The 26,328-nt window shown below is 61.2% G+C and carries 25 protein-coding genes; 7 read left to right on the top strand and 18 right to left on the bottom strand.

Annotation, left to right across the window (positions count from 1 at the left end):
* Positions 1–51 precede the first annotated feature (51 nt).
* From bioC to bioB, 3 genes are all read right to left on the bottom strand, one after another.
* Entirely contained in the window at positions 52–882 is an 831-nt protein-coding gene (gene bioC / locus HNR38_RS12820; RefSeq protein ID WP_183704842.1) for a malonyl-ACP O-methyltransferase BioC, read from the bottom strand.
* Positions 882–2,060 (bottom strand): 8-amino-7-oxononanoate synthase, encoded by a 1,179-nt coding sequence (gene bioF / locus HNR38_RS12815; RefSeq protein WP_183704840.1) that lies wholly within the window; start codon positions 2,058–2,060, stop codon positions 882–884. The genes bioC and bioF overlap by 1 nt, the downstream gene beginning before the upstream one ends.
* Before the next feature lie 197 nt (positions 2,061–2,257).
* Positions 2,258–3,316 (bottom strand): biotin synthase BioB, encoded by a 1,059-nt coding sequence (bioB, locus tag HNR38_RS12810; RefSeq protein ID WP_183704838.1) that lies wholly within the window; start codon positions 3,314–3,316, stop codon positions 2,258–2,260.
* 50 nt (positions 3,317–3,366) lie between these two features.
* On the opposite strand from bioB, the gene HNR38_RS12805 reads away from it, so the two are divergent.
* Complete coding sequence (locus HNR38_RS12805) at positions 3,367–4,095, top strand: ComF family protein (protein ID WP_183704836.1); 729 nt, start codon at positions 3,367–3,369, stop codon at positions 4,093–4,095.
* 3 nt (positions 4,096–4,098) lie between these two features.
* Here HNR38_RS12805 and HNR38_RS12800 read toward each other — a convergent pair whose 3' ends face one another.
* Positions 4,099–5,211, bottom strand: coding sequence for an NAD(P)/FAD-dependent oxidoreductase (locus HNR38_RS12800; protein WP_343068307.1), 1,113 nt, complete (start codon positions 5,209–5,211; stop codon positions 4,099–4,101).
* 118 nt (positions 5,212–5,329) lie between these two features.
* On the opposite strand from HNR38_RS12800, the gene HNR38_RS12795 reads away from it, so the two are divergent.
* Genes HNR38_RS12795 through cmoB form a run of 4 tightly spaced genes read left to right on the top strand, consistent with a single transcriptional unit; the run spans position 5,330 to position 8,509 of the window.
* On the top strand, positions 5,330–6,349 hold the full coding sequence (locus tag HNR38_RS12795) for a serine/threonine protein kinase (RefSeq protein WP_183704832.1): 1,020 nt from the start codon (positions 5,330–5,332) through the stop codon (positions 6,347–6,349).
* Between the two features lie 22 nt (positions 6,350–6,371).
* The gene (locus HNR38_RS12790) at positions 6,372–6,740 is read left to right on the top strand and encodes a PA3694 family proteiin (RefSeq protein ID WP_183704823.1); all 369 of its coding nucleotides are present in this window, start codon (positions 6,372–6,374) and stop codon (positions 6,738–6,740) included.
* Positions 6,730–7,500, top strand: a complete 771-nt coding sequence (cmoA, locus tag HNR38_RS12785) for a carboxy-S-adenosyl-L-methionine synthase CmoA (RefSeq protein ID WP_183704821.1) — start codon at positions 6,730–6,732, stop codon at positions 7,498–7,500. The genes HNR38_RS12790 and cmoA overlap by 11 nt, the downstream gene beginning before the upstream one ends.
* A 16-nt stretch (positions 7,501–7,516) precedes the next feature.
* Positions 7,517–8,509, top strand: coding sequence for a tRNA 5-methoxyuridine(34)/uridine 5-oxyacetic acid(34) synthase CmoB (gene cmoB / locus HNR38_RS12780; RefSeq protein WP_183704819.1), 993 nt, complete (start codon positions 7,517–7,519; stop codon positions 8,507–8,509).
* A 70-nt stretch (positions 8,510–8,579) separates the two neighbouring features.
* On the opposite strand, the gene HNR38_RS12775 is transcribed toward cmoB, so the two are convergent.
* The 11 genes from HNR38_RS12775 to HNR38_RS12725 all read right to left on the bottom strand — a co-directional run bounded on the left by HNR38_RS12775 (position 8,580) and on the right by HNR38_RS12725 (position 21,474).
* Complete coding sequence (locus HNR38_RS12775; protein ID WP_183704817.1) at positions 8,580–9,875, bottom strand: adenylosuccinate synthase; 1,296 nt, start codon at positions 9,873–9,875, stop codon at positions 8,580–8,582.
* 50 nt (positions 9,876–9,925) lie between these two features.
* A complete protein-coding gene (locus tag HNR38_RS12770) occupies positions 9,926–11,116 on the bottom strand; it encodes an ATP phosphoribosyltransferase regulatory subunit (protein ID WP_183704815.1) in 1,191 nt (396 codons plus the stop codon).
* A gap of 181 nt (positions 11,117–11,297) precedes the next feature.
* Positions 11,298–12,173, bottom strand: a complete 876-nt coding sequence (gene hflC, locus HNR38_RS12765) for a protease modulator HflC (protein ID WP_183704813.1) — start codon at positions 12,171–12,173, stop codon at positions 11,298–11,300.
* Positions 12,174–12,176: 3 nt separating this feature from the next.
* The gene (hflK, locus tag HNR38_RS12760) at positions 12,177–13,379 is read right to left on the bottom strand and encodes an FtsH protease activity modulator HflK (protein ID WP_183704811.1); all 1,203 of its coding nucleotides are present in this window, start codon (positions 13,377–13,379) and stop codon (positions 12,177–12,179) included.
* A gap of 81 nt (positions 13,380–13,460) precedes the next feature.
* Positions 13,461–14,753 (bottom strand): ribosome rescue GTPase HflX, encoded by a 1,293-nt coding sequence (hflX, locus tag HNR38_RS12755; protein ID WP_183704809.1) that lies wholly within the window; start codon positions 14,751–14,753, stop codon positions 13,461–13,463.
* Positions 14,754–14,848: 95 nt separating this feature from the next.
* A complete protein-coding gene (gene hfq / locus HNR38_RS12750) occupies positions 14,849–15,100 on the bottom strand; it encodes an RNA chaperone Hfq (protein WP_183704800.1) in 252 nt (83 codons plus the stop codon).
* Between the two features lie 36 nt (positions 15,101–15,136).
* On the bottom strand, positions 15,137–16,168 hold the full coding sequence (miaA, locus tag HNR38_RS12745; protein ID WP_183704790.1) for a tRNA (adenosine(37)-N6)-dimethylallyltransferase MiaA: 1,032 nt from the start codon (positions 16,166–16,168) through the stop codon (positions 15,137–15,139).
* A 5-nt stretch (positions 16,169–16,173) separates the two neighbouring features.
* Positions 16,174–18,072: a DNA mismatch repair endonuclease MutL gene (gene mutL, locus HNR38_RS12740; RefSeq protein WP_183704788.1), complete on the bottom strand. Its 1,899-nt coding sequence runs from the start codon at positions 18,070–18,072 to the stop codon at positions 16,174–16,176.
* 20 nt (positions 18,073–18,092) lie between these two features.
* Positions 18,093–19,421 carry an N-acetylmuramoyl-L-alanine amidase gene (locus HNR38_RS12735; RefSeq protein ID WP_183704786.1) on the bottom strand — a complete coding sequence of 443 codons (1,329 nt, stop codon included), beginning with the start codon at positions 19,419–19,421 and terminating at the stop codon, positions 18,093–18,095.
* The gene (tsaE, locus tag HNR38_RS12730; RefSeq protein ID WP_183704784.1) at positions 19,418–19,915 is read right to left on the bottom strand and encodes a tRNA (adenosine(37)-N6)-threonylcarbamoyltransferase complex ATPase subunit type 1 TsaE; all 498 of its coding nucleotides are present in this window, start codon (positions 19,913–19,915) and stop codon (positions 19,418–19,420) included. The genes HNR38_RS12735 and tsaE overlap by 4 nt, the downstream gene beginning before the upstream one ends.
* Positions 19,912–21,474 carry an NAD(P)H-hydrate dehydratase gene (locus tag HNR38_RS12725; RefSeq protein ID WP_183704776.1) on the bottom strand — a complete coding sequence of 521 codons (1,563 nt, stop codon included), beginning with the start codon at positions 21,472–21,474 and terminating at the stop codon, positions 19,912–19,914. Before HNR38_RS12725 ends, tsaE begins: the two co-directional genes overlap by 4 nt.
* A 132-nt stretch (positions 21,475–21,606) precedes the next feature.
* Here HNR38_RS12725 and queG point away from each other — a divergent pair, with 132 nt between their 5' ends.
* A complete protein-coding gene (gene queG, locus HNR38_RS12720; RefSeq protein ID WP_183704774.1) occupies positions 21,607–22,689 on the top strand; it encodes a tRNA epoxyqueuosine(34) reductase QueG in 1,083 nt (360 codons plus the stop codon).
* On the opposite strand, the gene orn is transcribed toward queG, so the two are convergent.
* On the bottom strand, positions 22,684–23,229 hold the full coding sequence (gene orn / locus HNR38_RS12715) for an oligoribonuclease (protein WP_183704772.1): 546 nt from the start codon (positions 23,227–23,229) through the stop codon (positions 22,684–22,686). The genes queG and orn overlap by 6 nt on opposite strands.
* A 121-nt stretch (positions 23,230–23,350) precedes the next feature.
* Between orn and rsgA the strand changes: the two genes are divergently transcribed.
* Positions 23,351–24,406: a small ribosomal subunit biogenesis GTPase RsgA gene (rsgA, locus tag HNR38_RS12710; protein WP_183704770.1), complete on the top strand. Its 1,056-nt coding sequence runs from the start codon at positions 23,351–23,353 to the stop codon at positions 24,404–24,406.
* Positions 24,407–24,416: 10 nt separating this feature from the next.
* Here the strand turns inward: rsgA and motB are convergent, their stop codons facing one another.
* Together motB and motA are read right to left on the bottom strand one after the other, a co-directional pair.
* Positions 24,417–25,373, bottom strand: coding sequence for a flagellar motor protein MotB (gene motB, locus HNR38_RS12705; protein WP_183704768.1), 957 nt, complete (start codon positions 25,371–25,373; stop codon positions 24,417–24,419).
* A 31-nt stretch (positions 25,374–25,404) separates the two neighbouring features.
* Complete coding sequence (gene motA, locus HNR38_RS12700; RefSeq protein WP_183704766.1) at positions 25,405–26,256, bottom strand: flagellar motor stator protein MotA; 852 nt, start codon at positions 26,254–26,256, stop codon at positions 25,405–25,407.
* Positions 26,257–26,328: the final 72 nt, after the last annotated feature.

Raw genomic sequence — 26,328 nt, 5'->3', positions numbered from 1 at the left:
TCAGTCAACGATGCCTTGCATCCCTGTATATTCACGCCGGCCCGGACCGCTTCAGGGCTTAACCCAGTAGGTCCAGCCAGCCACATAGCTGGCCCGGCAACCGCCGCCTTCCGCAGCCGGATAGGCCCGGCACATGGCCCGGAACCGGCCCGGCGCGGTGACACTCCGACGGCGCTGCTGGCCGCGGAACACGGCGCCAAGATATTGGAGTTCCCGGTTAAGTGCCATGGGGGACTCATAAGGCAGGACAATCGTCTCTGTTTCAAGCGTTGCCCCGGGCAACACCGAAGCCCCCAACGCTCGCCAGTCCTGTTCCGGCGCAAACCGGTTGATGTGGGGTCGCCCGGGATCGGCCTGCGACCACGCCCACTGAAGCTCGACCAGGGTACCATCAAGCAGCGTCGACAGGAGCAGACGACCACCCGGCTTAAGCACCCGCCGACACTCTTCAAGAACCCTTGCCGGGTGATGACTCCACTGGATCATCAGATTGCTGAACACCAGATCGACACTGTTGTCGGCCAGGGGCAACTGCTCGGCATCAGCCGTGAGCCATCGGGCACAGCCCTGGTCAGCATCCACCGCCCTGGCAATCATCGCCTCCGAAAGATCCACTCCGGTTAACTGCGACTGCGGATACTGCGCCTGAAGGCGGCGCGAGAACCAGCCGGTGCCGCATCCCAGATCCAGAATGTGCCGGGGGCACCATTCCTCCGGCAAGGTATCCAGCATCTCCCAGCCCATCCGCCGCTGCAGACGGGCGGCCTTCTCATAGGTGCTACTGGCTCCGCCAAAACCGCGGGCAATGGACTGTTTACTGCCGGTGCTGTCCCCGCCATGTCCCAGGCTCAGGCCAGCGGCCTGTTCGTTGAACGCACCCATCAGGCCGACGCCTCCGCATGGTCTGGCACGTCGCCGCCAATCCGTACCAGCGCGTCCAACAGTTGATCCACATCGGCCAGGGTATGGGCTGCACTGAGGGTTACCCGCAAACGTGCCTGGCCCTGAGGGACCGTGGGCGGCCGGATCGCGGTAACCAGAAAACCCTGTTCCTCGAGGGCGCGGCTGAGGGCCAGCGCTGCATGACTCTGGCCCACCAGCAGAGGCTGAATCGGGGTACTGGAATCCATCACGCAATAGCCCGCTGCTCTGGCTCCGGAACGGAAACGCTCAACCAGGCTTCTGAGATGATCACGGCGATCATCCGCCGCTTCAATCGTATCCAGGCTGTGGCAGGTAGCCAGAGCCAGAGCCGGCGGCATGGCGGTGGTGTAGATGTAGGTGCGGGCCTTCTGGACCAGATACTCAGTGAGCCATTGCGGGCCTGCGGCGAACGCACCACTGGTTCCGACCGCCTTGCCCAGAGTACCGATCAGCACCGGCACGTCCGCCTCTGAAAGCCCTGCTTCCAGCACACTGCCCCGCCCCTGGGGACCCGACACACCCATGCCGTGGGCGTCGTCCACCACCAGCAGGGCATCGTGCCGGCGGCAGATCCGGGCCAGCGCCCGCAAAGGCGCAACGTCGCCATCCATGCTGAACACGCCGTCCGTCACCACCAGCTTGTGGCCATCCGTTCCGGCGAGCATCGCTTCCAGCGCGGCCACGTCACCATGGGGGTAGCGACGCAGGCGGGCCCGGCTAAGGAGGCAGCCGTCAACGATGGAGGCATGGTTGAGCCTGTCACAGAACACCGTATCGCCCCGCCCCACCAGCGCCGAGATCACCCCCATATTGGCCATGTAACCGGTGGAGAAAAACAGCGCCGAACTGCGTTGGGTAAACTCCGCCAGTCGTTGTTCCAACTGGTGGTGAGCCTGATGGTGGCCACAGACCAGATGCGAGGCAGCTCCGCCAAGGCCGGTTCGCGGCAAGGCATTCCTGAGCGCCTCGATGTTTCCCGCATCGTTGGCCAGGCCCAGGTAATCGTTGCTGCAGAACGACAGCAGCGGCTTGCCGTCGGCGGTCAGTTCCGGTTGCTGGGCCCCGGAAATCAGCCGACGCTGGCGATACAGGCCATCCCGTTTTCGCTGTTCTATTTCAGCGGCAAAATCACGCATGTATGAACCATCATTGGTAAAAAACTGACTCTGCATTGCGCAAGGCTGGTCGCGGTGAACCGTCAGACTGGCAGGAGGGCGGGGTGCACTTGCTGGGACTGTTGAGGGCCAGGGACGGCCCGAAACAAGCCCACATGGATGTGCTCGTAGCGTGTCCCAGGAAGTGTACCCCAGCCTCCCACGTCACAACCCCGGAATCAGGCTGACTCCCGGGTCGCGTCATAGAACATATGGCGGGTGGCCTCGTATTCCACGGCTTCGGCAATCGCTTCCTCTTCCTGCTCTTCCGTTGCGCACTGCTCGCGCTGTTCCGGCCGGATGCCCAGCTTGCGGAACAGTTGCATGTCGGAGTCGGCTTCCGGGTTGGACGTGGTCAGCAGTTTCTCGCCGTAGAAAATGGAGTTGGCGCCCGCCATGAAACACAGCGCCTGCATCTGCTCATTCATCTGTTCCCGGCCGGCCGACAGGCGCACGTGGGATTCGGGCATCATGATCCGCGCCACGGCGATCATCCGGACGAAGTCGAACGGCTCCATGTCCTCAACATCTTCCAGGGGTGTGCCCTTGACCTTGACCAGCATGTTGATCGGAACACTCTCCGGCTGCTGGGGCAGATTGGCCAGTTGAACCAGCAGGCCCATCCGGTCGCTCTCCTCTTCGCCCATGCCCAGAATGCCACCACAGCAGACCTTCATCCCCGCCTTACGGACATTGTCGAGGGTATCCAGGCGGTCCTGGTAGGTACGGGTCGTGATGATGTGGTTGTAGTACTGCTCGGAGGTGTCCAGATTGTGGTTGTAATAATCGAGCCCGGCATCGGCCAGTTCCACCGCCTGATCCTCCCTGAGCATGCCCAGGGTCATACAGGTTTCCAGGCCCAGGGATTTAACCTGCCGGATCATGTCCAGCACGTAGGGCATGTCCTTTTTCGAGGGACTGCGCCAGGCAGCCCCCATGCAGAAACGGGAGGCACCACGTTCGCGGGCGGAACGGGCCTCAGTAACCACCTTTTCGATCTCCAGAAGTTTTTCCTTCTCGAGATCCGTGTTGTAGTGACCGCTCTGCGGGCAGTACTTGCAATCTTCCGGACAGGCCCCGGTCTTGATGGACAGCAGGGTGCTGACCTGCACTTCATTGGGGTCGAAATGCTGGCGATGCACGGTCTGGGCCCGGAACAGGAGATCGTTGAACGGCAGATTGAAAAGATCACGGGCTTCTTTGAGTGTCCAGTCGTGGCGTGGCGCGGTAGAGGTCATGACGGAGTCCTGTTAACCTTGCTTTAATTATGGTTTACGGATAAACCGCGATGATAAACGGACTATCACCCCTGTCAACCTTGGTTAGATTAAAGGTTAACAGCAACCGCACCAGTGGCCGCTGCGTTAACTGCCTATCCCGGCACGCCAGTCATGGCCTGTGCCAGGCCTGCCTCGATGACCTGCCGGCCAATCTCTGGCACTGCTACCAGTGCGCGTTGCCGCTGCCCTATGCCGCTCAGTTTCGCTGTTGCGGGGAGTGCCAGAAACAACCACCGCCGTTCCATCGAAGCCTGATTCCCTGGCGCTACCAGTTTCCGGTCGACGGCATGATCGGTCGATACAAGTATCAGGGGCAGCGCCAGTACGCCCGACCTCTTCTGGCCGGCCTGGCCTCATACCTGCAAACGGAACTGGCCAGCAACGACTACCCGGACCTGCTCCTGCCGGCACCCATGCACTGGAGCCGTCGCTGGCGCCGGGGCTTTAACCAGGCCCAGGACATCGCCGAATACCTTTCCAGCGAGTTGACCACTCCCCTCTCCACGACCCTGCTCAGGCGTACCCGTCGGGCACGGCCCCAGCGCGGGCTGGACCGGACCGGCCGGCTGTCCAACCTCAGGGGGAGTTATCAGGTTCAGGGAAAGGTCCCGGCCCGTGTCGCCATCATCGATGACGTGGTGACCACCGGCGCCACCGTCCGGACCATCGCCGATACACTACTCAGGGCTGGTGCAGAGGAAATTCAGGTGTGGGCGCTGGCCAGAACGCCGGGATAGGGCTCAGGAAGCCAGCCTGTCAGCCACTTCATCGGCCAGTGCCAGGCAGGACGTCAGCCCTGGGGACTCAATACCGAACAGGTTCACCAGACCCTCCAGGCCATGAAACGACGGGTCGTCAATCCGGAAGTCCATGAAGCCACCGTCCGGGCCGGCCAGCTTGGGGCGAATGCCAGCGTAAGCCGGTTGCAGCCGCTGCGGCTCCAGGGCGGGCCACCATTGCCGGATACTGTCGATAAAGGCATCACGGCGCTGCAGGTTAACGGCATAATCCTCGGTGTCGATCCATTCCACATCCGGCCCGAACCTCGCCTGACGGGCAAGATCGAGGGTCAGGTGGACACCCAGCCCGCCGGGCTCCGGCAGAGGATACACCAGCGAACTGAACGGATGCCGGCCGCTGTAGCTGAAGTAAACACCCCGGGCCAGCCACTGCCGGGGCTTGCCGGTATCGGGCAGCCCCTGCCAGTGGCGGGCAATGGCCGGTGCCTGCAATCCGGCAGCATTCACCACTTCCTGCGCCTGCAACCGGGCCGGAGATTTACCTCCGACCCAAACGGTGTGACCATCGGAGCCGGTCTCTGCCGACGTGACCGGACTATTGACCGCCAACAGACCACCGGCATCCTGAAAATCGCCGAGCAGCGCCAGCATCAGCCCATGGCTGTCGATAATGCCGGTATCCGGCGACCATAACCCGGCGCAGGCCCGGACACCCGGCACCTGCTGCTCGACCACCGGGCCATTGAGCGGCGACAACTGGACACCATTATCCAGCGCTGCGCTGCGGATCGCCTGCAGGCGCTGGGCCTGCTCCTGTGTCGAGGCAACGATCCATTTGCCACAGTTCCATACCCCGACTCCGTGACTGGCCGCGAAGTCATAGAGCTGCTGTCGTCCACGCACGCACAGGCGGGCCTTCAGGCTGTCCTGTGGATAGTAGATACCGGCATGGATCACCTCGCTGTTGCGGGAGGAAATGCCTTCACCAATGCGCGGCCCCGCCTCCACCAGCAGAACCTCCCGCCCGGAGAGCACCAGCCGGCGGGCGATGGCCAGGCCAACAACACCGGCGCCGATCACAATCGTTTGTATGCTGAAGGTTTCTTCGCTCACAATAGTCGCTTTCTTCCTGATCCAGATCGAAAAGTTACCGCAGAAAAAGGTTGCCTGCATTACCTGTGGCCCTATAACCGGTATACTTCGCGCTACATCAATCATGCTGTTGAGAACCATGCCGACAGAGACTCCTGACCCGCAGACGTCCAGTCATCCGTATGACGCGCTGACACCCGACATCATCCTTGATGCCATGGAAGAGGCGGGTTTTGCTGTCAGCGGTCGCCTGTTTGCCCTGAACAGCTATGAGAACCGGGTCTATCAGGTCGGGCTCGAGGATGGCCCTCCGGTGATTGCCAAGTTCTACCGGCCGGGCCGGTGGTCAGAGGCGGCCATTCTGGAAGAACACGACTTCTCCCGGGAGCTGGAGGAAGCCGACATTCCGGTGATAGCCCCGATGGTCCTGAACAACGGCCATTCCCTCGGGCGCCACGGCGACTTCCTGTTCGCGGTTTTTGTCCAGCGCGGTGGCCAGGGTCCGGATACCAGCGTGACCGACACCCTCTACCGCCTGGGGCAATGGCTGGCCCGCATCCATAATGTTGGTGCCTTGAAGCCCTTTGAGCACCGGCCGACCTTTGACCTGATCAACGGCATCGAGCAGCACAGCCGTTTTCTGGTTGAAAACGACTGGATTCCGCAGGACCTGCGCCCCGCCTGGGACAGCCTGCTACCGGACCTGATCGCCAACTGCCGCCACCGGGTTGAGGAAGCCGGCAGCGTCGAAACGCTGCGCATCCATGGCGACTGCCACGCCGGCAACATCCTGTGCCGCGAGGAACAGATGCTGTTTGTCGATCTGGATGACTGCCGGAGCGGACCGGCCATTCAGGACATGTGGCTGCTGCTGAACGGGGAGGCCTCTGAGCGGGGCGCGCAGCTGGGCGAACTGCTTGAGGGCTATGAGCTGTTCCGGGAATTCAACCGCCGGGAACGCCACCTGATCGAACCCCTGCGTTGTTACCGGCAGATCTCTCACTGCGCCTGGCTGGCCCGGCGCTGGCAGGACCCGGCCTTTCCCCGATTTTTCCCGTGGTTTGGCCAGGCCCGGTTCTGGTCCGACCAGATACTGTCCCTGAGAGAGCAACTGGCCATGCTTCAGGAACCGGCGATCAACCTGCCGGGCCAATTCTGACTTTACCCAAAGCGAGGACCTCATGAACTCCAATGAAACCCGTTACTCGGTACGCGCCCTGATCATCACTGCGGTGATCGCCATCATCGGCACCGTCGGGGCGCTCGAAGGCACCGGCCGGATCGACCACTCGGACAACAAGGACCACATGCCGGTTGGCGACTTCCAGGCCATTCACCTCAAGCCTGGTGAAGAGTTGCGTATGTCCCGCAAGCCATCGGAACTGCATGCCGCCTGCGTGGATGGTTACCTGGCCATCGCCGCCGACGTGGACCCGTCGTTCCGTGGCATCCTCGTGGACTACAAGAATCGGGGCGTTCGCTGTGTACGGCCCTCGCCCACTGACATTGACCCGGCCGCACCACCTGCCGGAACCGACGATGAGCAGTAAGCAACAGACACCGCCGGAGCAGGTCACAGACCGGCTGTTTGCCACCGAGCGGAATCCCGAGGATTTCCGCTTCGACGCCTCGGTCGCCCGGGTGTTCCCGGACATGATCCGGCGTTCCGTGCCCGGCTACACCACCATCATCCCGATGATCGAAGTGATCACCGAGCAGTACGTTCAGCCCGGGACCCACTGTTATGACCTCGGCTGCTCACTGGGCGCTTCGACACTGGCTATGCGTCACGGCATCCATCATGACGACTGCGTGCTGGTGGGCGTAGACAACTCCAGTGCCATGCTCGAGCGCTGCAGCCATTACATTGCCCTGGACGATCACGATCTGCCCGTCACCCTTCGCTGCGAGGACATCCTGACGACGGAGCTGAGCAACGCCTCGGTCACCACCCTGAATTTCACCCTGCAGTTTGTACCGCCTGAACAGCGGCCGGGACTGATGCGACGCATCGCGGACGCCACCCTGCCGGGGGGCGTGCTGATTCTCTCGGAGAAAATCCGCTTCGAGAGCGAACAGGAACAGGAAACCCAGACCCGCCTGCATCACGAATTCAAACGGGCCAACGGCTACTCAGACCTGGAAATCAGCCAGAAGCGCGCGGCCATTGAAAAGGTACTGCTGCCCGAGACCCTCTTGGAGCATCGCCAGCGACTGCTGGCTGCCGGCTTCGACCAGGTCGTTGTCTGGTACCAGTGCTTTAACTTTGTCTCCATGCTGGCCATCAAGAGCCCGTCCACCAACCAATGAACCGGGTTCTGACACCATGAGCGTTTTTGACTGGCACCGCCATTTTTCACCGCTGCTGCAACATCTCGACTCCATCGGTTACCAGGACTGGAGCCATCAGCTCGTCACCCAGCTTGAACACAAGTTCGAGGACAACCCCCACGGGGATATTCCCCGGTGGCTCACGGCCTATCAATCGCTACCTGATATTGCAGGCGCCACGGGCAGGCTGGATCAGCCCACGGTGGCGCTCGAAAGCCCCTCTCCACTAACCGCAGAGCAGCAGGCACAACTGGAGCAGGGTCTGCGGGGCCTGATGCCCTGGCGCAAGGGCCCGTTCGAGTTCTTCGGTACCCACATCGACACCGAATGGCGCTCGGACTGGAAGTGGGACCGGGTGGCCCCCCACCTTGCAGATCTGCAGGGGCGCACCATTCTGGATGTCGGCTGCGGTTCCGGCTATCACTGCTGGCGTATGGCCGGAGCCGGCGCGCAGCGGGTGGTCGGGATCGACCCGGGGCTGCTGTTTCTGTTCCAGTTCCTCTCCGTCAAACGCTATCTGGGTGACGTCCCGGTGGACCTGGTCCCCATCCGTATGGAGGATCTGCCGGGCAAGCTGGAGCTGTTTGACACCACTTTCTCCATGGGCGTTCTGTATCACCGCCGCTCGCCACTGGATCATCTGCTGGAACTGAAAGGAACCCTGCGCCGCGGTGGTGAGCTGGTGCTGGAAACCCTGGTTGTGGATGGCCCCGAGGGTTACAGCCTGATGCCCGAAGACCGCTACGGCCAGATGCGCAATGTCTGGTTCCTGCCCAGCTGCCCCACCCTGCTGCGTTGGCTCGACCGCACCGGCTTCCGCAATGCCCGGGTGGTGGACGTCAGCGAGACCACCACCGAGGAGCAGCGGCGCACCGACTGGATGCGTTTTAATTCGCTCGCCGACTTCCTCGACCCGGACGACCCGGGCAAAACCATTGAGGGCTATCCGGGGCCCAAACGGGCGACCCTGATTGCCGAAAAGCCCTGATACGGTTACCGATAACAAAAAAGCCCGGGGCCTGAGCCACCGGGCTTTTTCTATTCCTGCACCGTGCGAGTTACTCGCCGAACGGATGCCGCAGGATGATCGTTTCCACCCGGTCAGGGCCGGTGGAGATGATGTCGATCGGCGCCTCGATCTGCTCCTCGAGGAAGCGGATGTAGGCCCGGGCGTTCTCCGGCAACTGATCGATCGCGGTCAGACCGACGGTGCTCTCGCTCCAGCCCGGCAGTTCCTCATAGACCGGCTCGATGTCCTCGTAGTTGTCACAGCCGATCGGCGGACGCTGGATCTCCCCCCTGGGCGTGCGGTAACCCACACAAACCTTCACGGTCTCCAGACCATCGAGCACGTCGAGCTTGGTCAGGCAGATACCCGAGACACTGTTGATCTGAATGGCATGGCGCAGGGCCACGGCATCAAACCAGCCACAGCGACGGGCACGGCCAGTGGTCGTTCCTTTTTCGTTGCCTTTCTCCGCCAGATGCCGGCCCATGTCATCAAACAGCTCGGTCGGGAAAGGACCGGAGCCAACACGGGTGGTGTAGGCCTTGGTGATACCCAGCACGTAATCCAGGAACAGCGGGCCAAAACCTGAACCGGTCGCGGTGCCGCCGGCGGTGGTGTTGGAGGAGGTCACGTACGGGTAGGTACCCAGATCGATATCCAGCAGGGAACCCTGGGCGCCCTCAAACAGGAGGTTCTCACCCCGCTTGCGATAATCGTGCAGCATGTCAGTGACATCCGCTGCCATGGGCAGGATTTCCTCGGCCATCTGGCGCAGCTCGGCCAGCGCGGCATCGATATCCTCGGCCTCTTCCTTGTAATACTGGGTCAGCACGAAGTTATGGTACTCCATGATTTCCCGGGCCTTGGTTTCGAAATCCGTGGGATTGCACAGATCACCCAGGCGGACACCCCGGCGAGACACCTTGTCTTCATAGGCCGGGCCGATACCACGGCCGGTGGTACCAATCTTGTCGTTGCCCTTGAGGCGCTCGCGGGCCTGATCAATGCGCACGTGAGTGCGGAGAATGATCGGGCAGGCCAGACTGATACGCAGCCGCTCACGGACGGCCACGCCATTGGCTTCCAGTTCCCGGACTTCCTTGAGCAGGGCTTCGGGGGACAGGACGACACCGTTGCCGATCAGGCAGTAAACATCCTGACGGAGAATACCCGACGGAATCAGGTGCAGAGCGGTCTTTTTGCCTTCGATAACCAGTGTGTGGCCGGCATTATGGCCGCCCTGGAATCTGGCAACCGCTTCCACCTTGTCAGTGAGCAGGTCAACAATCTTGCCCTTGCCTTCATCACCCCACTGGGTGCCCAGCACAACAACGTTTTTACCCATGATACTCTCTCACAACAGACCGCACGCGCTCGGGGTCTTGGATATTTGATTCAGGATTTGTCCGCCAGTGGTTCAACCACCCACTGACCGTCACGCTTGACCAGTTGCCGGTCGCAACCCCGGCTGGCGGGATCAACCCCCGCATCTTCCGGAAGAGCGCGGATAACGGTTTCCGTCATGCGCAGACCGGAAATCACCCCTTCCAGGGCCGGATCTTCATCAGCCGGTGCCCAGACCGCCCCGGCACGGCCATAGGGGCGCTGCCCCAGGGCCACCAGTGCCCGGATATCAAGACTGAAGCCTGTCGCCGAGCGGGCGCGCCCGAAATCGCTGCCGATGGCATCGTATCGCCCGCCGGTGGCCACCGAGTCGCCATGTCCTGGCACATAGGCGGCAAACACCAGTCCGGTATGGTAGTTATAGCCCCGCAGTTCACAGAAATCGAAACCCAGGCTGACCTCCGGGTAGTCCCGTGCCAGCAGGTCGGCTACCCGGGCCAGTTGGGCCAGGGCAGCATCCAGCGCCGGTGAGGCGCCACCCAGAATCTGTCGGGCGTCTGCCAGAGCATCGACCCCACCGCTGACCCGGGCCAGCTCCCGCAGGCGGGCTCCGGCAGACCCGGCCGGACAGTCACCCAGCAACTGGTCCAGTTCCGGCACGGATTTTCGGGCCATGGCGTCAAAAACCGCCTCTTCGGTGTCACGATCAAAGCCGGCATCCGTGATCAGGCTTTCATAGATCGACACGTGAGCCAGATCCAGGTGCACCCGGGGCAGACCCGCCACCCGCAGGGTTTCCAGCATCAGGCTGATCACTTCCAGATCGGCTGTTTCCGAGGCACTGCCAAACAGCTCACAGCCGGCCTGGATCGGCGTCCGGCCGGTGAGCATATGCCGGGGACGGGTATGCAGAACATGGCCGGCGTAACACAGGCGGGTAATGCCCTCGTCGCCCAGGGTGTGGGCATCAATGCGGGCGGCCTGGGGCGTCATGTCGGCACGCACCCCCATCATCCGGCCGGTCAACTGATCCGTCAGCTTGAACGTCTGCAGTTCCAGATCATGGCCGGTACCGGTAAACAGGGATTCGAGGTATTCAATCAGCGGGGGGATAACAAGCCGATACCCCCAGCGCTGGCAGGTATCCATTACGTCCCGGCGCAGGGACTCGATCTGCCCGGCCAGTGGCGGAAGGATATCCTCGACGCCATCGGGCAGTAACCAGCGATCAGATACTGTCATGAGATTCTGTTGTCCGTTGTTCCCGGCTGGCTTCGGGGGCCGCCCGGGAAAATGACTCTGGATTTCGCCGCTCCGGATCAGGAAAACCCGAAACAAAACCGCGAAAATTCTACACGCTTGGCAGACACAAAAAAACCGGAATACGGGAGTATTCCGGTTTTTACTTGGCCCCTGACCGGGATCAGTTGGCCCCGGCCGGATCCTTCAGGAACTTCATGAAGTCACTGTCGGAATCAATGACCATGATGTCGTCCTTGCTGGAGAAGGTATTTTCATACGCCTGCAGGCTACGGTAGAAGCTGTAGAACTCCTCATTGGCACCGTAGGCATCTGCGTAGATGCGGGCGGCTTCACCATCACCTTCACCACGGGTCTGCTCGGCTTCGGCAAACGCGTTGGCCAGGATAACCGTCTTCTGGCGATCGGCGTCAGCGCGGATGCCTTCGGCCAGCTCCCGGCCACGGGAACGGAATTCCTGGGCCAGCTTGTGACGTTCGGTCGCCATGCGGCGATAGACGTTCTCACTGACTTGTCCCGGCAGCTCAATCGCCTTGACCCGGATGTCCATAACCTCAATACCAAACTCGGCTATGGCCGTTTCGTTGACCCGGTCCCGAAGGGTGTGCATCAGCTCATCGCGCTGACCTGACACCACCTCGTGCATGGTCCGGATACCGAATTCGTCCCGAAGACCGTTATCCACACGGGACAGAATCAGGGTCTGGGCGCGGAATTCGTCACCACCGGTGGACCGATAGAACTGGTCCACGTCACGGATCTTCCAGGCCACGTAGGAATCCACATCCAGCGGTTTTTTCTCGACGGTCAGGTACTGACGGGACGGCAGATCCATGGTCAGAACCCGCACGTCGAATTCGCGGACCTCGTCAATGACCGGCACCTTGAAGTGCAGACCGGCCGGGATGTCGGTTTCGACCAACTCCCCGAAGCGCAGCATGACACCTCTGTGGGTCTCCGGAATAATGAACACACTGGACAATACGAGCAGGACAACAATCAGGGCGCCTGCAAGGCCCACTACACCTTTAGGTCCCATGGCTTATCTGCTCCTCCGAATAGTCGTATCCTGACGGGACTGCAGTTCCTGCAGCACCTGATCGGTCAGGTTCTGAATATCAACCTGCGGCTGATCACTGCCGCTGCTCCCGGATGAGGAGCGCTGACCGGAGGACGGCAACCGTCCCTGTGTCAGACGATCCAGCGGCAGGTACATCATGTTGCCGCTGCTCTCGGTATCCACAAAGATCTTGCTGCTGTTAGCCAGGACACGTTCCAGGGATTGCAGGTACATGCGCTCACGGGTAACCACCGGGGCACCTTCATAAACCGCCAGCAACTGCTGGAAGCGAGCGGTTTCACCACGGGCGCGATCGATCACTTCCTCTTTGTAGGCGTTGGCCTCTTCGATCATGCGCTGTGCCTTACCACGGGCCTCGGGAACCACCTTGTTACGGTAGGTTTCCGCCTCCTCCTTCACGCGCTGCTCGTCTTCACGGGCACGCTGAACTTCCCGGAAGGCGTCCTGTACCGGCTCCGGCGGCTGGGTGCTCTCAACGTTCACCCGGACAACTTCAAGACCGGCACCATAATCCCTCAGGAAACGCTGCAGTCGCTGTTCCACCCGGATCGCCAGTTCGGCACGCCCCTCGGTCAGGACGTCGTCCAGAGAAGAGCTGCCCACTTCGTGGCGCAAGGCGCTGTCGGTAGCAAACGCCAGAGCCTGGTTGGAATCCCGGACGTTCAGGACGTAATGACGGGCGTCAGACACCCGGTACTGGACCTGAAGGTCGATGGTCACCAGGTTTTCGTCCTGGGTCAGCATCTGGCCACTGGACTCGGCTGTGCGGATGTTGGTGACCCGGACCTTGTAGACCTTGTCGATCAGCGGCACTTTGAAACGCAGACCCGGGCTTTCGGTGCGGTTGAACTCACCGAAACGCAGCACCACGGCCCGTTCCTGCTCGTCCACCGTATAGAAGGACTGGAACACCACATAACCAACGGCAAGAATGGCGGCAATCGCCAGAATGGCGCCATAGCCGGCACCACCTTTACCACCGGAGCCACCACTGCCGCGACCAGAGCCACCGCCCTTGCCGCCAAGCATGCGATTGAGTTTATCGAGACCCTTCTTCAGCGCCTCATCCAGGTCTGGCGGGCCCTGATCATCGCCGCGACGACCACCACCGGACCCCCAGGGATCGTTGTCGTTACGGTTTCCACCCGGTTCGTTCCAGGCCATAGTTCTCTCCGTTCGTGTTTAATCGAATGGCTGCAAATACTAGGGATTTATACGCGCCCCGGCAATAGTCGGCTCTGCCGGTCAGCGGCTGTCAAGCCTCACGCTGTCTTCTGTGACACCGGCCCGGCTGAGCAATTGCTGCCAGTCCCGGTTCTGCAGGCGCACCTCCACCACCGAGTCACCGGTTTCACGATGCTCCTCACTGAGTACCGAGCCGGCTTCGTGCAGCAGCGCTCTGAGTTTGCCGTCGGTCGGGCCAAGCAGCACATAGTGATGCACCACATCTTCCGCCAGACGCTCAACAATGGCATCAAACAGCAACTCCAGACCAGCCCCGGTCACGGCCGACACCCAGACCCGCACAGGAATACCCTGCTCATTGCGATCAACCCGGGGCTCGAAATCCTCGAGCATGTCTATCTTGTTGAACACCTGCAGCACCGGAATCTCGTCCGCGGCAATTTCCGCCAGCACCTCTTCCACCTGTTCAATGTTTTCATCCCGGCGGCTGTCATGGCAGTCGATGACATGCAGCAACAGGCTTGCCTGAGTGGTTTCCTCAAGCGTTGCACGGAACGCTTCCACCAGCTTGTGGGGCAAATGGCGGATAAACCCGACGGTGTCCGCCATTACGACCGGCCCGATATCCGGAAGTTCCAGCCGCCGAAGCGTCGGATCCAGGGTCGCAAACAACTGGTCTGCCGCATACACCGTGGAGGTGGTAATCCGGTTGAACAGCGTTGATTTGCCGGCGTTGGTGTAGCCCACCAGGGACAGCGTCGGTATATCGGCGCGGTTGCGGGCCCGACGGCCCTGATCACGCTGCTTACGCACTTTCTCGAGCCGTTTGTTGATGGACTTGATGCGCTCACGCAGCAGCCGCCGGTCGGTTTCAAGCTGGGTTTCACCGGGACCTCGCAGGCCGATACCGCCTTTCTGTCTTTCCAGGTGGGTCCAGCCCCGGACCAGCCGCGTGGACATGTGCTCCAGTTGGGCCAGCTCAACCTGCAACTTGCCCTCGTGGGTCCGCGCCCTCTGGGCGAATATGTCGAGGATGACCCCGGTGCGGTCCAGAACCCGGCACTTCAGTTCGCGCTCAATGTTCCGTTCCTGACTCGGGCTCAACGCATGATTGAACAGCACCACGTCTGCTTCGTTGGCGGCCACGGCATCACGGATTTCCTCAAGTTTGCCCTCGCCGACAAACAGGCGGGGGCTCGGCTGACGACGGGACCCCGTCACTGTTGCCACTGGCTCAACGCTGGCAGACGTTACCAGTTCCCGGAACTCGCCGAGATCCTCAGAATCTTCATGGTGGGTGAAATCAATGTGAACGAGCACCGCCCGCTCACCGACATCAGGACGCTCAAACAACGGACATCAACTCCCCGAAAAAACAAACACCCGCGACCAAACCAGCCCGGAGGCTGCCCTGGAACGCGGGTGCGAAAAACAGACTAACCGGCAAATCAGCTTTCAGATTCGCCTTCCTCTGCCGGGTTCTGCTGCGGCAGACGAACATTGCGAGCCGGAACCACGGTAGAAATTGCGTGCTTGTATACCATCTGGCTGACGGTGTTCTTCAGCAGGATGACAAACTGATCAAACGATTCTATCTGGCCCTGAAGCTTGATGCCGTTGACCAGAAAAATGGAAACCGGAATGCGTTCCCTGCGCAAGGCGTTAAGGTAAGGGTCTTGTAAAGATTGCCCTTTTGACATGTGTTTTCTCCTGTTATTTATAAATGCAGATCGTCATTATCCAGATTTAAATGTGGTGTGTACCCCGATGTTTTTCAAGGTTTCCAGCACCAGGTGGGGCTCGGGGTTATCCAGCCAGTGGACATCCGGCCACTTTCGCAGCCAGGTCAACTGCCGTTTCGCCAACTGGCGGGTAGCAGCAACGCCCCGGGCCACAAAGGTTTCATAATCCGTTTCACCGGACAGGTACTCCCAGGCCTGACGGTAACCGACGCAACGCATCGACGGCATATCAGGCTGCAGATCCCCCCTCGCCATCAGTTGCCGGACCTCATCTAGAAATCCGGCGTCGAGCATGGCCATAAACCGTTTCCGGATACGTTCATGCAGAACAGAACGATCTGAGGGCGCCAGGGCAAACTGACAAACAGTATAAGGCAGCTCACCTCTTTCGTCTGCCTGCCAGCTTGTGGTGTACGTGTAATCCTCAATGCTGGTTTGGCTACGCTCTGCGTCGTCTGACGATGCCTTCCAGAGTTCGGATATGGGCTTGCCGGTCAGGCGGATCACCTCAATGGCCCGCATCAGCCGCTGCCGGTTATTTGGATGGATCCGCCGGGCAGCCTCAGGGTCACGCTCTGACAATTCCCGGTGCAATGCCTCCCAGCCCTCTGCAGCCGCCTGCTGCTCAATCCGGGCCCGCAGTTCCGGGCTCGCCGAAGGCAGGCCGGACATACCATGCAGCAGGGCCTTGAAATACATCATGGTGCCGCCGACCAGCAGTGGAATGTGCCCCCTACGGCTAATCTCCGCCATTTCCCGGAGCGCGTCCCGACGGAAGTCCGCCGCAGAATAGGTGTCCGCCGGATCACAGATATCAATCAGTCGGTGCGGCGCCCGCACCAACTCCTCCTCCGAGGGTTTGGCGGTGCCAATGTCCATGCCCCGATAGATCATCGCCGAATCCACGCTGATAATCTCACAGGGCAGACGCTCACACAGCGCCATGGCCAGGTCGGTCTTGCCGGAGGCGGTCGGGCCCATCAGAAAGATGGCTGGTGCTGTTTCGGAGGCACCGGGCTGTGACATGGCCCTTAACGCCCCCGCAGAAACAGTTTGTCGAGCTCGGACAGAGTCACCAGTGTCCAGGTCGGCCGGCCGTGGTTACACTGACCACTGCGCTCGGTCGCCTCCATATCCCGCAACAGGGAATTCATCTCCGGGATGGTCAACTGACGGTTGGCCCGCACCGAGCCATGACAAGCCATGGTGCCGAGCAGTTCGTGGGTGGTTGCCTCAACCCGATCACTCTGGCCATGCTCAATCAGGTCCGCCAGCACATCGCGCACCAACTGTTCCGTATCCGCTCCCCGCAACAACGCGGGCACCTGCCGCACCGCCAGGGTTTCGGGTCCGATGCGCTCCAGGTGCAATCCCAACTGCCCCAGCTCCGCACCGTGACTTTCCACCAGGGCCGCTTCCTTCTGGCTTACGGCCAGGGAGGCGGGCACCAGCAGCGGCTGGCTTTTCAGGTCCTGATCATCCAGGGCCCGCTTCATGCGTTCGTAGGTAATGCGCTCGTGGGCGGCATGCATGTCAACCACAATCAGACCGGCCCGGCTTTGCGCCAGTATGTAGATGCCATGCAACTGCGCAATGGCGTAACCCAGCGGCGGCTCATCCCCTTCCTCTCCGGGAGGCGTGGTCAAGGCTGGCCGGAGTGCGCTGCCCGGCCCCGGGGTCGAGGAGGACACGCCGCCGCCTTCGTTCAGCGACTGGTAAAACGCCATCTGGTCACTGGCCCGCCATTCCTGGGGCTGGGGCGCGCCGCCCGGCGACGGATAACCGCCTCCGGCGAGGGGCGCCGAGGTCTGGGCCGGCGAACCGAAAGGCGCCTGGGCATCCGATGCAGGCGGATTCGGCTGCTGCGCAACCGAATCCGCCTCACGGCCCAGAGACTGAGCCACGGCGCCCCGGAACTGGTCATCCGGCCGCACATCCGCCAGCGCCCGGTGCAGTGTGCGGAAGATAAAGTCATGAACCAGCCGACCATCGCGGAAACGGACTTCATGCTTGGTGGGGTGCACGTTGACATCCACGGTGGCCGGGTCCACTTCCAGATAAAGCACAAAGGCCGGATGGCGATTGTTGTACAGCACGTCACGGTAGGCCTGACGTACCGCATGGGCCACCAGCCGGTCCCGGATCACCCGGCCATTGACGAAGAAATACTGAAGATCCGCCTGACTGCGCGAAAACGTGGGCAACGCCACCCAGCCCCAGAGCCGCAGCCCCGTAGCCTCGGTATCGATCATCACCGCGTTGTCGATGAACTGGCGACCACAAAGCGAACCGACACGCCGTTCCCGGTCCAGGTCCGACTCGGCCGGCCTCAGGCTTTGTACGGTTTTCTGGTTGTGGCGAAGGGTAAAACCGGTATCGAAGCGCCCGAGCGCCTGGCGACGCACGCACTCCTCCACATGATTGAATTCGGTTTTCTCGGTACGCAGGAATTTGCGCCGGGCGGGTGTATTGAAAAACAGGTCACGCACTTCAACAGTCGTGCCGACGGGGTGCGCCGCCGGGGAAATACGGGCGTCCATGTCACGGCCTTCGGCCTCGACACGGGCTGCCGCTTCCTGGTCCACGGTACGGGAGGTCAACGCCAGCCGGGCAACGGAACTGATACTGGCCAGCGCCTCGCCACGGAACCCGAGGGTACCGACGGCTTCGAGGTCATCGAGGGTAAGGATCTTGCTGGTGGCGTGACGGTTCAGGGCAAGAGGGAGATCGCTCTCGGGAATACCGGAGCCATCGTCACGGACGCGGATCAGCTTGGCGCCGCCCTGCTCCACCTCGACATCCACCCGACCGGCCCCGGCATCCAGGGCATTTTCCACCAGTTCCTTGACCACGGACGCTGGCCGCTCCACCACTTCACCGGCTGCGATCTGGTTGGCAAGCCGGGGTGAGAGCAACTTGATGTGGGGCATGGCCGGGCACTACCTCCTGGTCAGGATGAGGGGATGCGAATCGTTTGCCCTACCATAACACGATCGTCGGTCATGCCGTTAAACTGCATCAGCTCGTTAACGGTGGTCTGGTTCTCACGGGCCACTGCGGACAACGTATCCCCCCGCTGAACCCGATAATGGCTGGCCTGTCCGCCGGACCTGTTCTGTTTCTGCCAGGCCAGCAGGGTACCCGGAGGCGGTGTTTTCCGGAAATAATCGTTGATGCCTTCCATGATGGCGCTGGACAGCCGTTTGCGGTACCAGTCCGTTGACAGATTCTTCTCCTCGGTCGGGTTGGAGATAAAGCCAGCCTCCACCAGAATCGAAGGAATGTCCGGCGATTTGAGGACCACAAACGCCGCCTGCTCCACTCCCGGTTTGTGCAGATCCGCGACCTGCCCCAGCTCGCCCAGAATGGAACCGCCAACCCCGAGACTGGCATTGATACTTGCTGTCATCGACAGATCCAGCAGCACGCCGGCCAGAGTGTCATCCCGGCCGTCCAGGGACAGACCACCAGCACCACCGATCAGATCCGACCGGTTCTCGCTCTGAGCCAGCCAGCGGGCGGTTTCACTGGTCGCGCCGCGCTGGGACAGGGCAAATACTGACGCCCCTTTCGGTTGTGAAGTGCGGAACGCATCGGCATGGACAGACACGAACAGATCCGCATTGTACTTGCGCGCCAGAACCGTCCGGTTACGCAGGCCAATGTAGTAGTCCCCGGTACGGGTCAGCTTGGCTGTGTAGCCTTCCTGCTGATTGACCAGGTCCGCCAGGGTTTTTGCCATCTTCAGGACAATGTCTTTTTCCCGGGTTCCCCTGGGGCCGATCGCGCCCGGGTCCTCACCGCCGTGACCGGCATCGATCACCACCACAATGTCACGCTTGCCCGCGGAATTCTGGGTGACAGTGGGGCTGCTGGCCCGGTCTATGCGGGTGCCTCCCTCGTCGATCAGGTCAACCACCAGCCGGTGGCCGTACTGCTTGTTGGGTTTGAGCGTAAAGCTCCGGGGTTTGATGTCGCTTTTAAGATCCAGCACCACCCGAAGATCATTGCCGTTGCGGGGAGCACTGCGGATGCGCCTGATCGGGCTGCCTTCCAGCGCCACCTCATCAAAATCCGCCTTCAGACGGGTGTCTTCCAGATCAATCACCAGACGGGACGGGGAAGAAAGGGAAAAGATGTTGTGCTTCACCCCTCCGGCGGTATCCAGAACAAGACGGGTATGGTCCGGCGCCGGCCAGATACGTACACCCTCAATCCGGTTATCCGCCACGGCGGCTCCGGCCATCAGCGTCGCCAGAAGTAATGCCAGGAATCTCATGACTCAGGCCCTATCAGCTCGATTTCATTCATCAGGGAGGCGCCCAGCTCGGAGCGGGCACGAATGACCACCGAGCGACCGTCCTTCTCCTGCTCAATATGCACATCAATGTCCGGTTCCGGCAGAATGCCCTCGCCTCTCTCCGGCCACTCAATCAGGCACAGGCTGTTGCCGGAGAAATAATCCCGGATTCCCATGTGTTCCAGCTCTTCCGGATCACCCAGCCGGTACAGATCAAAATGGTAGACCGGAGGCTCCAGGTCCTCGTAGGGCTCCACCAGTGTGTAGGTCGGGCTCTTCACCGCACCTTCATGGCCCAACGCCCGCATGACGCCCCGGCTCATCGTGGTTTTGCCCATGCCCAGTTCACCGTCCAGAAACACGGTAAAATGCTCACCATGAGCTTTTGCCAGACGCGCCAGTTCGCCACCAAGGTGCTCGGTTTCGGCTTCGGTTTCGAGGAACAACCGGCGCTCGTTGCCAAATACTGTCATACATCCTCCCGGTCGGTTCCGATTTGTACCAGTTCTGCTTCTCTGAAGATCTCAGGCAGGCCATCAATGACATCTGCGGGCAGCAGCCCCATATAGCCAAAGCGGGCAACCTGGCGATCGGCAGCAGCCAGATGCGCAGAGGCCGCAATCACGGTTGCCAGCGCCGGCTCCGACACCTGCCCCAGTAGCCCACCTATCACTCCGGTCAACACGTCGCCCATGCCGCCAGTCGCCATTCCGGGGTTGCCACCGGCAATGATGACCGGGGCGGTCCGGCCGTCATACACCACCGTGCCGGCGCCTTTAAGCAGTACCGTACCGCCGTACCGATGCTGTAACTGGCGCGCGGCGGCCAGCCGGTCGTTTTCAATGTCACGGACAGCCCATCCCAGCAGCCGGGCGGCCTCACCCGGATGGGGCGTAGTGACCGCTGGCGCAGCAGACAGGGCCACACCACCGGCAATGAGGTTCAGGGCATCGGCGTCCAGCACCAGCGGCTTGCCGCTGGCCATGACCGCCTGAAGCATCTGCTGCCCCCAGGCGCCCTGCCCCAGACCGGGGCCACAGAGCACCACATCCGCCCGATCAAGCAGCGGCGACAGCTCGTTACCATGTTCAACGCCCCTCACCATTACCGAGGGGCAACGGGCCAGCGCTGCCGTCACATGTTCAGCCCGGGTTGCCAGAGACACCAGCCCGGCACCCGAGCGCCCGGCGGCCTCGGCCGTCATCAGCCCGGCACCGCCAAACCCCCGATCCCCGGCGACCACCAGCACATGACCAAACCGGCCTTTGTGAGCATCCAGCGGCCGCCGGGGCACTTTTGACCGGCAGCCGGACCAATCCGTCAGACGGGCCACCGGCTCGGCCTCAAAATCGGCCAGTTGTTCTTGCGTCGCCAGAGCATCAAACACCACCTGGCCGCAGGCACCGGCCCCTGCGCCCGTGTACAATCCAGCCTTGGCGCCGATAAACGTCACCGTCAGATCGGCGCGAACCACGTCGCCCCCGGCCGAGCCGGAGGTTGCATCCAGACCGGACGGCACATCCACCGCCAGGACCGGCCGCTGCGACTGGTTAACCGCCTGGATGACCTGATCAAACGGCGCCCGCGGGGCGCCGGTCACACCGGTGCCCAGCATGGCATCCACCACCAGTTCCGCCTCTGCCAGCCTGTCCGGCAGTCCGTCGTCACCCAGCTCACCCAATTCGACAATCGGCACGCCTTCGGAACGGGCGGTTTCCATGGCCCGCAGGGCATCACCGGAAAGCTTGTTCACCGGTGCAATTGCGACACAGCTGACGGGCAGGCCATGGCGTTTGGCACTCGCCGCAACCAGATAACCATCGCCGCCATTATTGCCGGCACCGCAGAGCACCAGCACAGCACCCGGGCTGGGCCAGCGCTTGAGCATGTGCCGGAAAGCCGAGCGTGCTGCGGACTGCATCAGGACAAAGCCGTCCACCCCCTTCTGGTCGATGAGGTAACGGTCCATCGCCCTCACCGTATCGGCGGAATACAGGGCGTCTGGTAGACTGTTTGCCTTCGTGGCCGCCATGGGCGGAAGCTCCCGATAAAGAATCCGGTTTAAGAATTATGGCCAGATACCTGTTAAGCATAGCAAAACAGTCAAAAAGGTCATAACTTGAGCAATTAAATCCTTTGCTCCACCCTTTTGCAACGATTCCCCATGAACAACCCGTCAGAAAACAACACCAAGCGGGCAGCGGACCTGCCCCGCCTTGTCAGCCAGATCCGCGACTGGGCACGCCAGTTGGGGTTTGCCGATGTCGGCATCACCAATGCCAGCACCGGCCCTCATGCCCAGCGCCTGCAGGCGTGGTTATCTGCGGGATACCACGGCCAGATGGCCTATATGGCGGATCACGGCGACAAACGCTACACGCCGGACTCGCTGGTGCCGGGCACCACTCGGGTAATCTCGGTGCGGATGGAGTATTTTCCGGCGCCCGACAACCCGAAACAAGTACTTACTGACCGGGAAACCGCCTATATCACCCGTTATGCCCTGGGCCGCGACTATCACAAGCTGATGCGCAAGCGCCTGGCGACACTGGCCAAAAAGATCGATGCCGCTGTGGAAGGATGCGATTACCGCGCCTTCGTTGACAGTGCCCCGGTTCTGGAACGCGGACTGGCCCAGCGGGCAGGCCTTGGCTGGATTGGCAAGAACAACATGCTGATTCACCCAAGGGCCGGTTCTTTTTTCTTCCTGGGCGAGATCTACACCAACGCCCCTCTGCCGCTGGACGAACCGTTCGAGACCGAGCATTGCGGCTCCTGTTCCGCCTGCCTTGAGGTCTGCCCGACCGATGCCTTTGTCGGCGCCCACTTACTGGATGCGCGGCGATGTATCAGCTACCTCACCATTGAACTGAAGGGCTCGATCCCGGAGGAACTGCGCCCGAAAATGGGCAACCGGGTGTTCGGCTGCGACGACTGCCAACTGGTCTGCCCCTGGAACAAGTTCAGCAAACCAACGGCGGAACCGGATTTCCAGCCCCGGCACGGGCTGGATAACAGCCAACTGGCAGAACTTTTTCTGTGGAGCGAGGAGCAGTTCCTGAAACGCACCGAAGGGTCGGCGATACGGCGGACCGGCTATGAGAACTGGCTGCGCAATCTGGCAGTGGGCCTGGGCAATGCCCCTTCAACCATCCCGGTCATTGAGGCCCTGAAACAGCGGGCCGACCATCCGTCGGCCCTGGTGCGCGAACACGTGGCCTGGGCGCTGGAGCGCCACGGCCTATAGACGGAAAAACGTTTCCCGGTAGTGACGCAGCTCATTGATGGAGTCCCGGATGTCATCCAGCGCCAGGTGGCTGCCCTTCTTGGTGACCCCATCCAGTACATCCGGGCGCCAGCGCCGGGCCAGTTCCTTGATGGTGGATACGTCCAGATTCCGGTAATGGAAGAAGGCTTCCAGCTCAGGCATGTACTTCACCAGAAAGCGGCGATCCTGGCCGATGCTGTTGCCGCACAGGGGGGATTGCCCCGGTGCGACGTGCTTTTTCAGGAATTCAATCGTCTCCTGCTCGGCCTCGGCCTCGGTGGTGGTGCTCTTTTTCACCCGGTCCGTCAGCCCGCTGGCACCGTGAGTGGTGGTACACCATTCATCCATGGCATCCAGCAGACTGTCCGGCTGATGAACGGCAATCACCGGGCCCTCGGCGACGATGTTAAGCTCCGAGTCCGTCACGATACTGGCCATTTCGATGATCCGCTCTTTGTCCGGATCCAGGCCGGTCATTTCAAGATCTATCCAGACCAGCTTTGTGTCTTGCTCTGCCATTGTCCAAGCCTCTCAGCCCTGTCGTTTTAAATTGGTTAGGGAGCCTCTGCTTAAAGCTCTGACCATTGTCCCTGATTCACGTATCATGTGTCACACCCACTTCCCGGATGCGTGTTTTTTCATGGCCAAACGGAAACTGAACAAACGCCAGCAATGGCGCATTGAAAAAATCCAGAAAGAGCGGGCCAATCGGGCTGCCCGCAAGGAAAAGAACGTTCAGGACCAGGCCGAGGCCGGCGAACTCGGCGCGGAGCAGAATGGCCTCATCATTGCCCACTTCGGCCAGCAACTGGATGTCGAAGCCCTGGAGGGCGAGCACCGGGGCCAGGTGTTCCGATGTTTCGTGCGCGCCAACATCGACAGCCTGGTAACCGGGGACCGGGTCGTCTGGCGCCCGGGCAAAAGCGAGACCGGCGTTATTGTCGCCCGCTGTGACCGCAACAATCTGCTGGAACGCCCGGACAATTTCGGCGCGCTGAAGCCTGTTGCCGCCAACATTGACCATATCATCCTGGTCATCGCCCCGGAGCCGGAACCCCACGACAACCTGATTGACCGCTATCTTGTGGCCTCCGAAAGTGCCGACATTCCCGCGGTGATACTGCTTAACAAAAGCGACCTGGTCACCGACAACAACCGCACCGCCATTGACGCGCTGCTGAACCGTTATGAACGCCTGGGCTATCAGGTGGTCAGAACCTCCGCCGCCGACAGTCAGGGCCGGCCCGCGCCGGAGGTGGAAGAGCTGGTCAGGGACCAGACCAGCGTGTTCGTCGGGCAGTCCGGTGTCGGTAAATCCTCCATTATCCAGACGCTGTTGCCGGACGAATACCTGCGGGTAGGCGCGGTGTCCGAAAGCACCGGCAAAGGGGTTCACACAACCACCACCGCCCGTCTGTTCCATGTGCCCGGCGGTGGCAACCTGATCGACTCACCGGGCATCCGGGAATTCGGACTCTGGCATATGACACCCCAGGAGGTGGAGTACGGGTTCCGGGAAATCCGACCGCTGATCGGTCTGTGCAAGTTCCGGAACTGCCGTCATATGGGGGATCCGGGCTGCGCCCTGGACGCGGCAGCGGAAAACGGTGAGCTGTCGCTGGAACGGCTGAAAAGCTTCCACCGGATACTGCAGGATATGGCACAGCAGCAGGCGCGCGGACTGAAACTGAACTGACCCGGAAGGGCTACCAGTCCAGCTCCCCTTCTTTGGGAGGCTCGGACTCGTTGAACCAGTTGCCACCTTCGAGTTGTTCGGTGGCCCTCTGCTGCTCCTGCTCGCTCGGCCCGGTCACATCAATCACGGGCTCGTCCGGGCGGGCGCCGCTCTGGATATCCTCGGCGGTTTTCTTGTTGAGAACGATGATGGAAATACGCCGGTTCACCGGGGCAAACGGATCGTCCTTGTCAAACAGGACGGAGTCACTCAGCCCCACAACCCGGCCAATCTGCTCCGACCGGACACCGCCGGCCACCAGGGCCCGCCGGGCAGTGTTTGCCCGATCCGCCGACAGTTCCCAGTTGGTGTAACCGGGGCGCCCCTTGAACGGGGTGGAATCGGTATGGCCGGTAATACTGAGCTTGTTGTTGACCGACCCGAGGGTATTGGCCAGCTCAAACAGGATGTTCTGGGAGTAATACTTCAGCTGCGAGGACCCGCTATCGAACATCGGCCTTCCGGACCGATCGACGATCTGAATGCGCAGCCCTTCGTCAGTGATATCAATCAGCAACTGATCCTTGAACTCCTGGAGCGTCTGGTTTTCCTCAATCCGCTGCTCCAGCTCCTGGAACAACTCCTTCATACGGCGCTGTTCCAGGGTTTCAGAGAGCTCGTCCACCACCTCGTCTTCCAGTTGCATCTGGTTGGGCTGGGTGTCCTGGGGAGACTCCTCGACCACCGAGGCGCTGCCCTCCAGGTCGACCGGATTCGGTGAACCGCCCTCGGTGAAGCCGACCGGGTCCCTGAAGTAGCCCTGGACTGCCAGTTTCTGTTCCGGTGACGCTGTGGAGGTCAGCCACATCACCAGGAAAAACGCCATCATCGCCGTGGCAAAATCCGCAAACGCCACTTTCCAGGAGCCGCCGTGGTGACCGGCGACAACCTTTTTCTTACGCTTGATGATAATCGGCTGTTCTTCCACCTAGGGCTCCGCGCTATCCTGGCATGCCGGCTTACTTGGACCGGACGTGATCATTCAGTTCCTGGAACCCCGGCCGTTTATCGGTCGGCAGCGCCTTGCGGCCGAACTCGATGGCCATTTGAGGCGCCTGGCCGGACACGGTGGCGACGATCGACGCTTTTACGCACTCATAGGCCTTGAGTTCATACTTGGCCGCGTGCTCCAGGGCGATGGAAGTCGGGCCAACGAAACCGTAGCCCATCCAGATCCCCAGGAAGGTACCCACCAGAGCCGCAGCCACACTCAGGCCGATCTTCTCGGGCCCCTCGGACATGAAGTTCATGGTGATCACGATACCGAGCACGGCCGCGACGATCCCCAGGCCCGGCAGCGCATCCGCGATCTTGTTGACGGCGTGCGCCGGCTCCTCGAGCTCGTGATGCCGGCTGTCGATCTCGTTTTCCATCATGCCTTCGAGCTCATGGGAGGCCATGTTGCCGGTGCTGATGATACGCAGATAGTCGGTAATGAAGGCGAGCAGGTACTTGGATTTCATGACCGCCGGATAGCGGGTGAAAATCTGGCTGGATTCCGGGTTATCAATGTCTTCCTCAATCGCCATCACGCCCTGTTTTCGGGACTTGTCGAAGAGTTCGTACTGCAGGCTGAGAAGATCCATGTAGAAGGATTTATTGAACGGCGAACCGGTCAGAAGTCGCAACACACTCTGGAACACTTCCTTTACCGTATGCATCGGGTTGGCGATGATGAATGACCCCACCGCCGCGCCACCGATGATCAGTATTTCGGTGGGCTGCCAAAGAACTGCCAGATTGCCGCCGTGGAGGATATAACCACCCAGCACACTGGCAACAACGATTACCGCTCCGATTATCAGTAACATGAAATCAACGCACGCCTTGTTGTCATCCGGGAGCCCCGATCATAGCAAGCCTCTGCCATAACAGCGAAACCA

Source organism: Marinobacter oulmenensis (assembly GCF_014201735.1).
GTDB lineage: Bacteria > Pseudomonadota > Gammaproteobacteria > Pseudomonadales > Oleiphilaceae > Marinobacter > Marinobacter oulmenensis.
The sequence above is the reverse complement of the archived record's forward strand: the minus strand, read 5'-3'. Positions and strand labels throughout refer to the sequence as shown.

What these genes read in the sequence shown, in the direction of transcription:
- bioC (WP_183704842.1), bottom strand. Translation starts at nt 882, where the DNA reads ATGGGTGCGTTCAACGAACAGGCCGCTGGCCTGAGCCTGGGACATGGC.
- bioF (WP_183704840.1), bottom strand. Translation starts at nt 2,060, where the DNA reads ATGCGTGATTTTGCCGCTGAAATAGAACAGCGAAAACGGGATGGCCTG.
- bioB (WP_183704838.1), bottom strand. Translation starts at nt 3,316, where the DNA reads ATGACCTCTACCGCGCCACGCCACGACTGGACACTCAAAGAAGCCCGT.
- HNR38_RS12805 (WP_183704836.1), top strand. Translation starts at nt 3,367, where the DNA reads ATGATAAACGGACTATCACCCCTGTCAACCTTGGTTAGATTAAAGGTT.
- HNR38_RS12795 (WP_183704832.1), top strand. Translation starts at nt 5,330, where the DNA reads ATGCCGACAGAGACTCCTGACCCGCAGACGTCCAGTCATCCGTATGAC.
- HNR38_RS12790 (WP_183704823.1), top strand. Translation starts at nt 6,372, where the DNA reads ATGAACTCCAATGAAACCCGTTACTCGGTACGCGCCCTGATCATCACT.
- cmoA (WP_183704821.1), top strand. Translation starts at nt 6,730, where the DNA reads ATGAGCAGTAAGCAACAGACACCGCCGGAGCAGGTCACAGACCGGCTG.
- cmoB (WP_183704819.1), top strand. Translation starts at nt 7,517, where the DNA reads ATGAGCGTTTTTGACTGGCACCGCCATTTTTCACCGCTGCTGCAACAT.
- HNR38_RS12775 (WP_183704817.1), bottom strand. Translation starts at nt 9,875, where the DNA reads ATGGGTAAAAACGTTGTTGTGCTGGGCACCCAGTGGGGTGATGAAGGC.
- HNR38_RS12770 (WP_183704815.1), bottom strand. Translation starts at nt 11,116, where the DNA reads ATGACAGTATCTGATCGCTGGTTACTGCCCGATGGCGTCGAGGATATC.
- hflC (WP_183704813.1), bottom strand. Translation starts at nt 12,173, where the DNA reads ATGGGACCTAAAGGTGTAGTGGGCCTTGCAGGCGCCCTGATTGTTGTC.
- hflK (WP_183704811.1), bottom strand. Translation starts at nt 13,379, where the DNA reads ATGGCCTGGAACGAACCGGGTGGAAACCGTAACGACAACGATCCCTGG.
- hfq (WP_183704800.1), bottom strand. Translation starts at nt 15,100, where the DNA reads ATGTCAAAAGGGCAATCTTTACAAGACCCTTACCTTAACGCCTTGCGC.
- miaA (WP_183704790.1), bottom strand. Translation starts at nt 16,168, where the DNA reads ATGTCACAGCCCGGTGCCTCCGAAACAGCACCAGCCATCTTTCTGATG.
- mutL (WP_183704788.1), bottom strand. Translation starts at nt 18,072, where the DNA reads ATGCCCCACATCAAGTTGCTCTCACCCCGGCTTGCCAACCAGATCGCA.
- HNR38_RS12735 (WP_183704786.1), bottom strand. Translation starts at nt 19,421, where the DNA reads ATGAGATTCCTGGCATTACTTCTGGCGACGCTGATGGCCGGAGCCGCC.
- tsaE (WP_183704784.1), bottom strand. Translation starts at nt 19,915, where the DNA reads ATGACAGTATTTGGCAACGAGCGCCGGTTGTTCCTCGAAACCGAAGCC.
- HNR38_RS12725 (WP_183704776.1), bottom strand. Translation starts at nt 21,474, where the DNA reads ATGGCGGCCACGAAGGCAAACAGTCTACCAGACGCCCTGTATTCCGCC.
- queG (WP_183704774.1), top strand. Translation starts at nt 21,607, where the DNA reads ATGAACAACCCGTCAGAAAACAACACCAAGCGGGCAGCGGACCTGCCC.
- orn (WP_183704772.1), bottom strand. Translation starts at nt 23,229, where the DNA reads ATGGCAGAGCAAGACACAAAGCTGGTCTGGATAGATCTTGAAATGACC.
- rsgA (WP_183704770.1), top strand. Translation starts at nt 23,351, where the DNA reads ATGGCCAAACGGAAACTGAACAAACGCCAGCAATGGCGCATTGAAAAA.
- motA (WP_183704766.1), bottom strand. Translation starts at nt 26,256, where the DNA reads ATGTTACTGATAATCGGAGCGGTAATCGTTGTTGCCAGTGTGCTGGGT.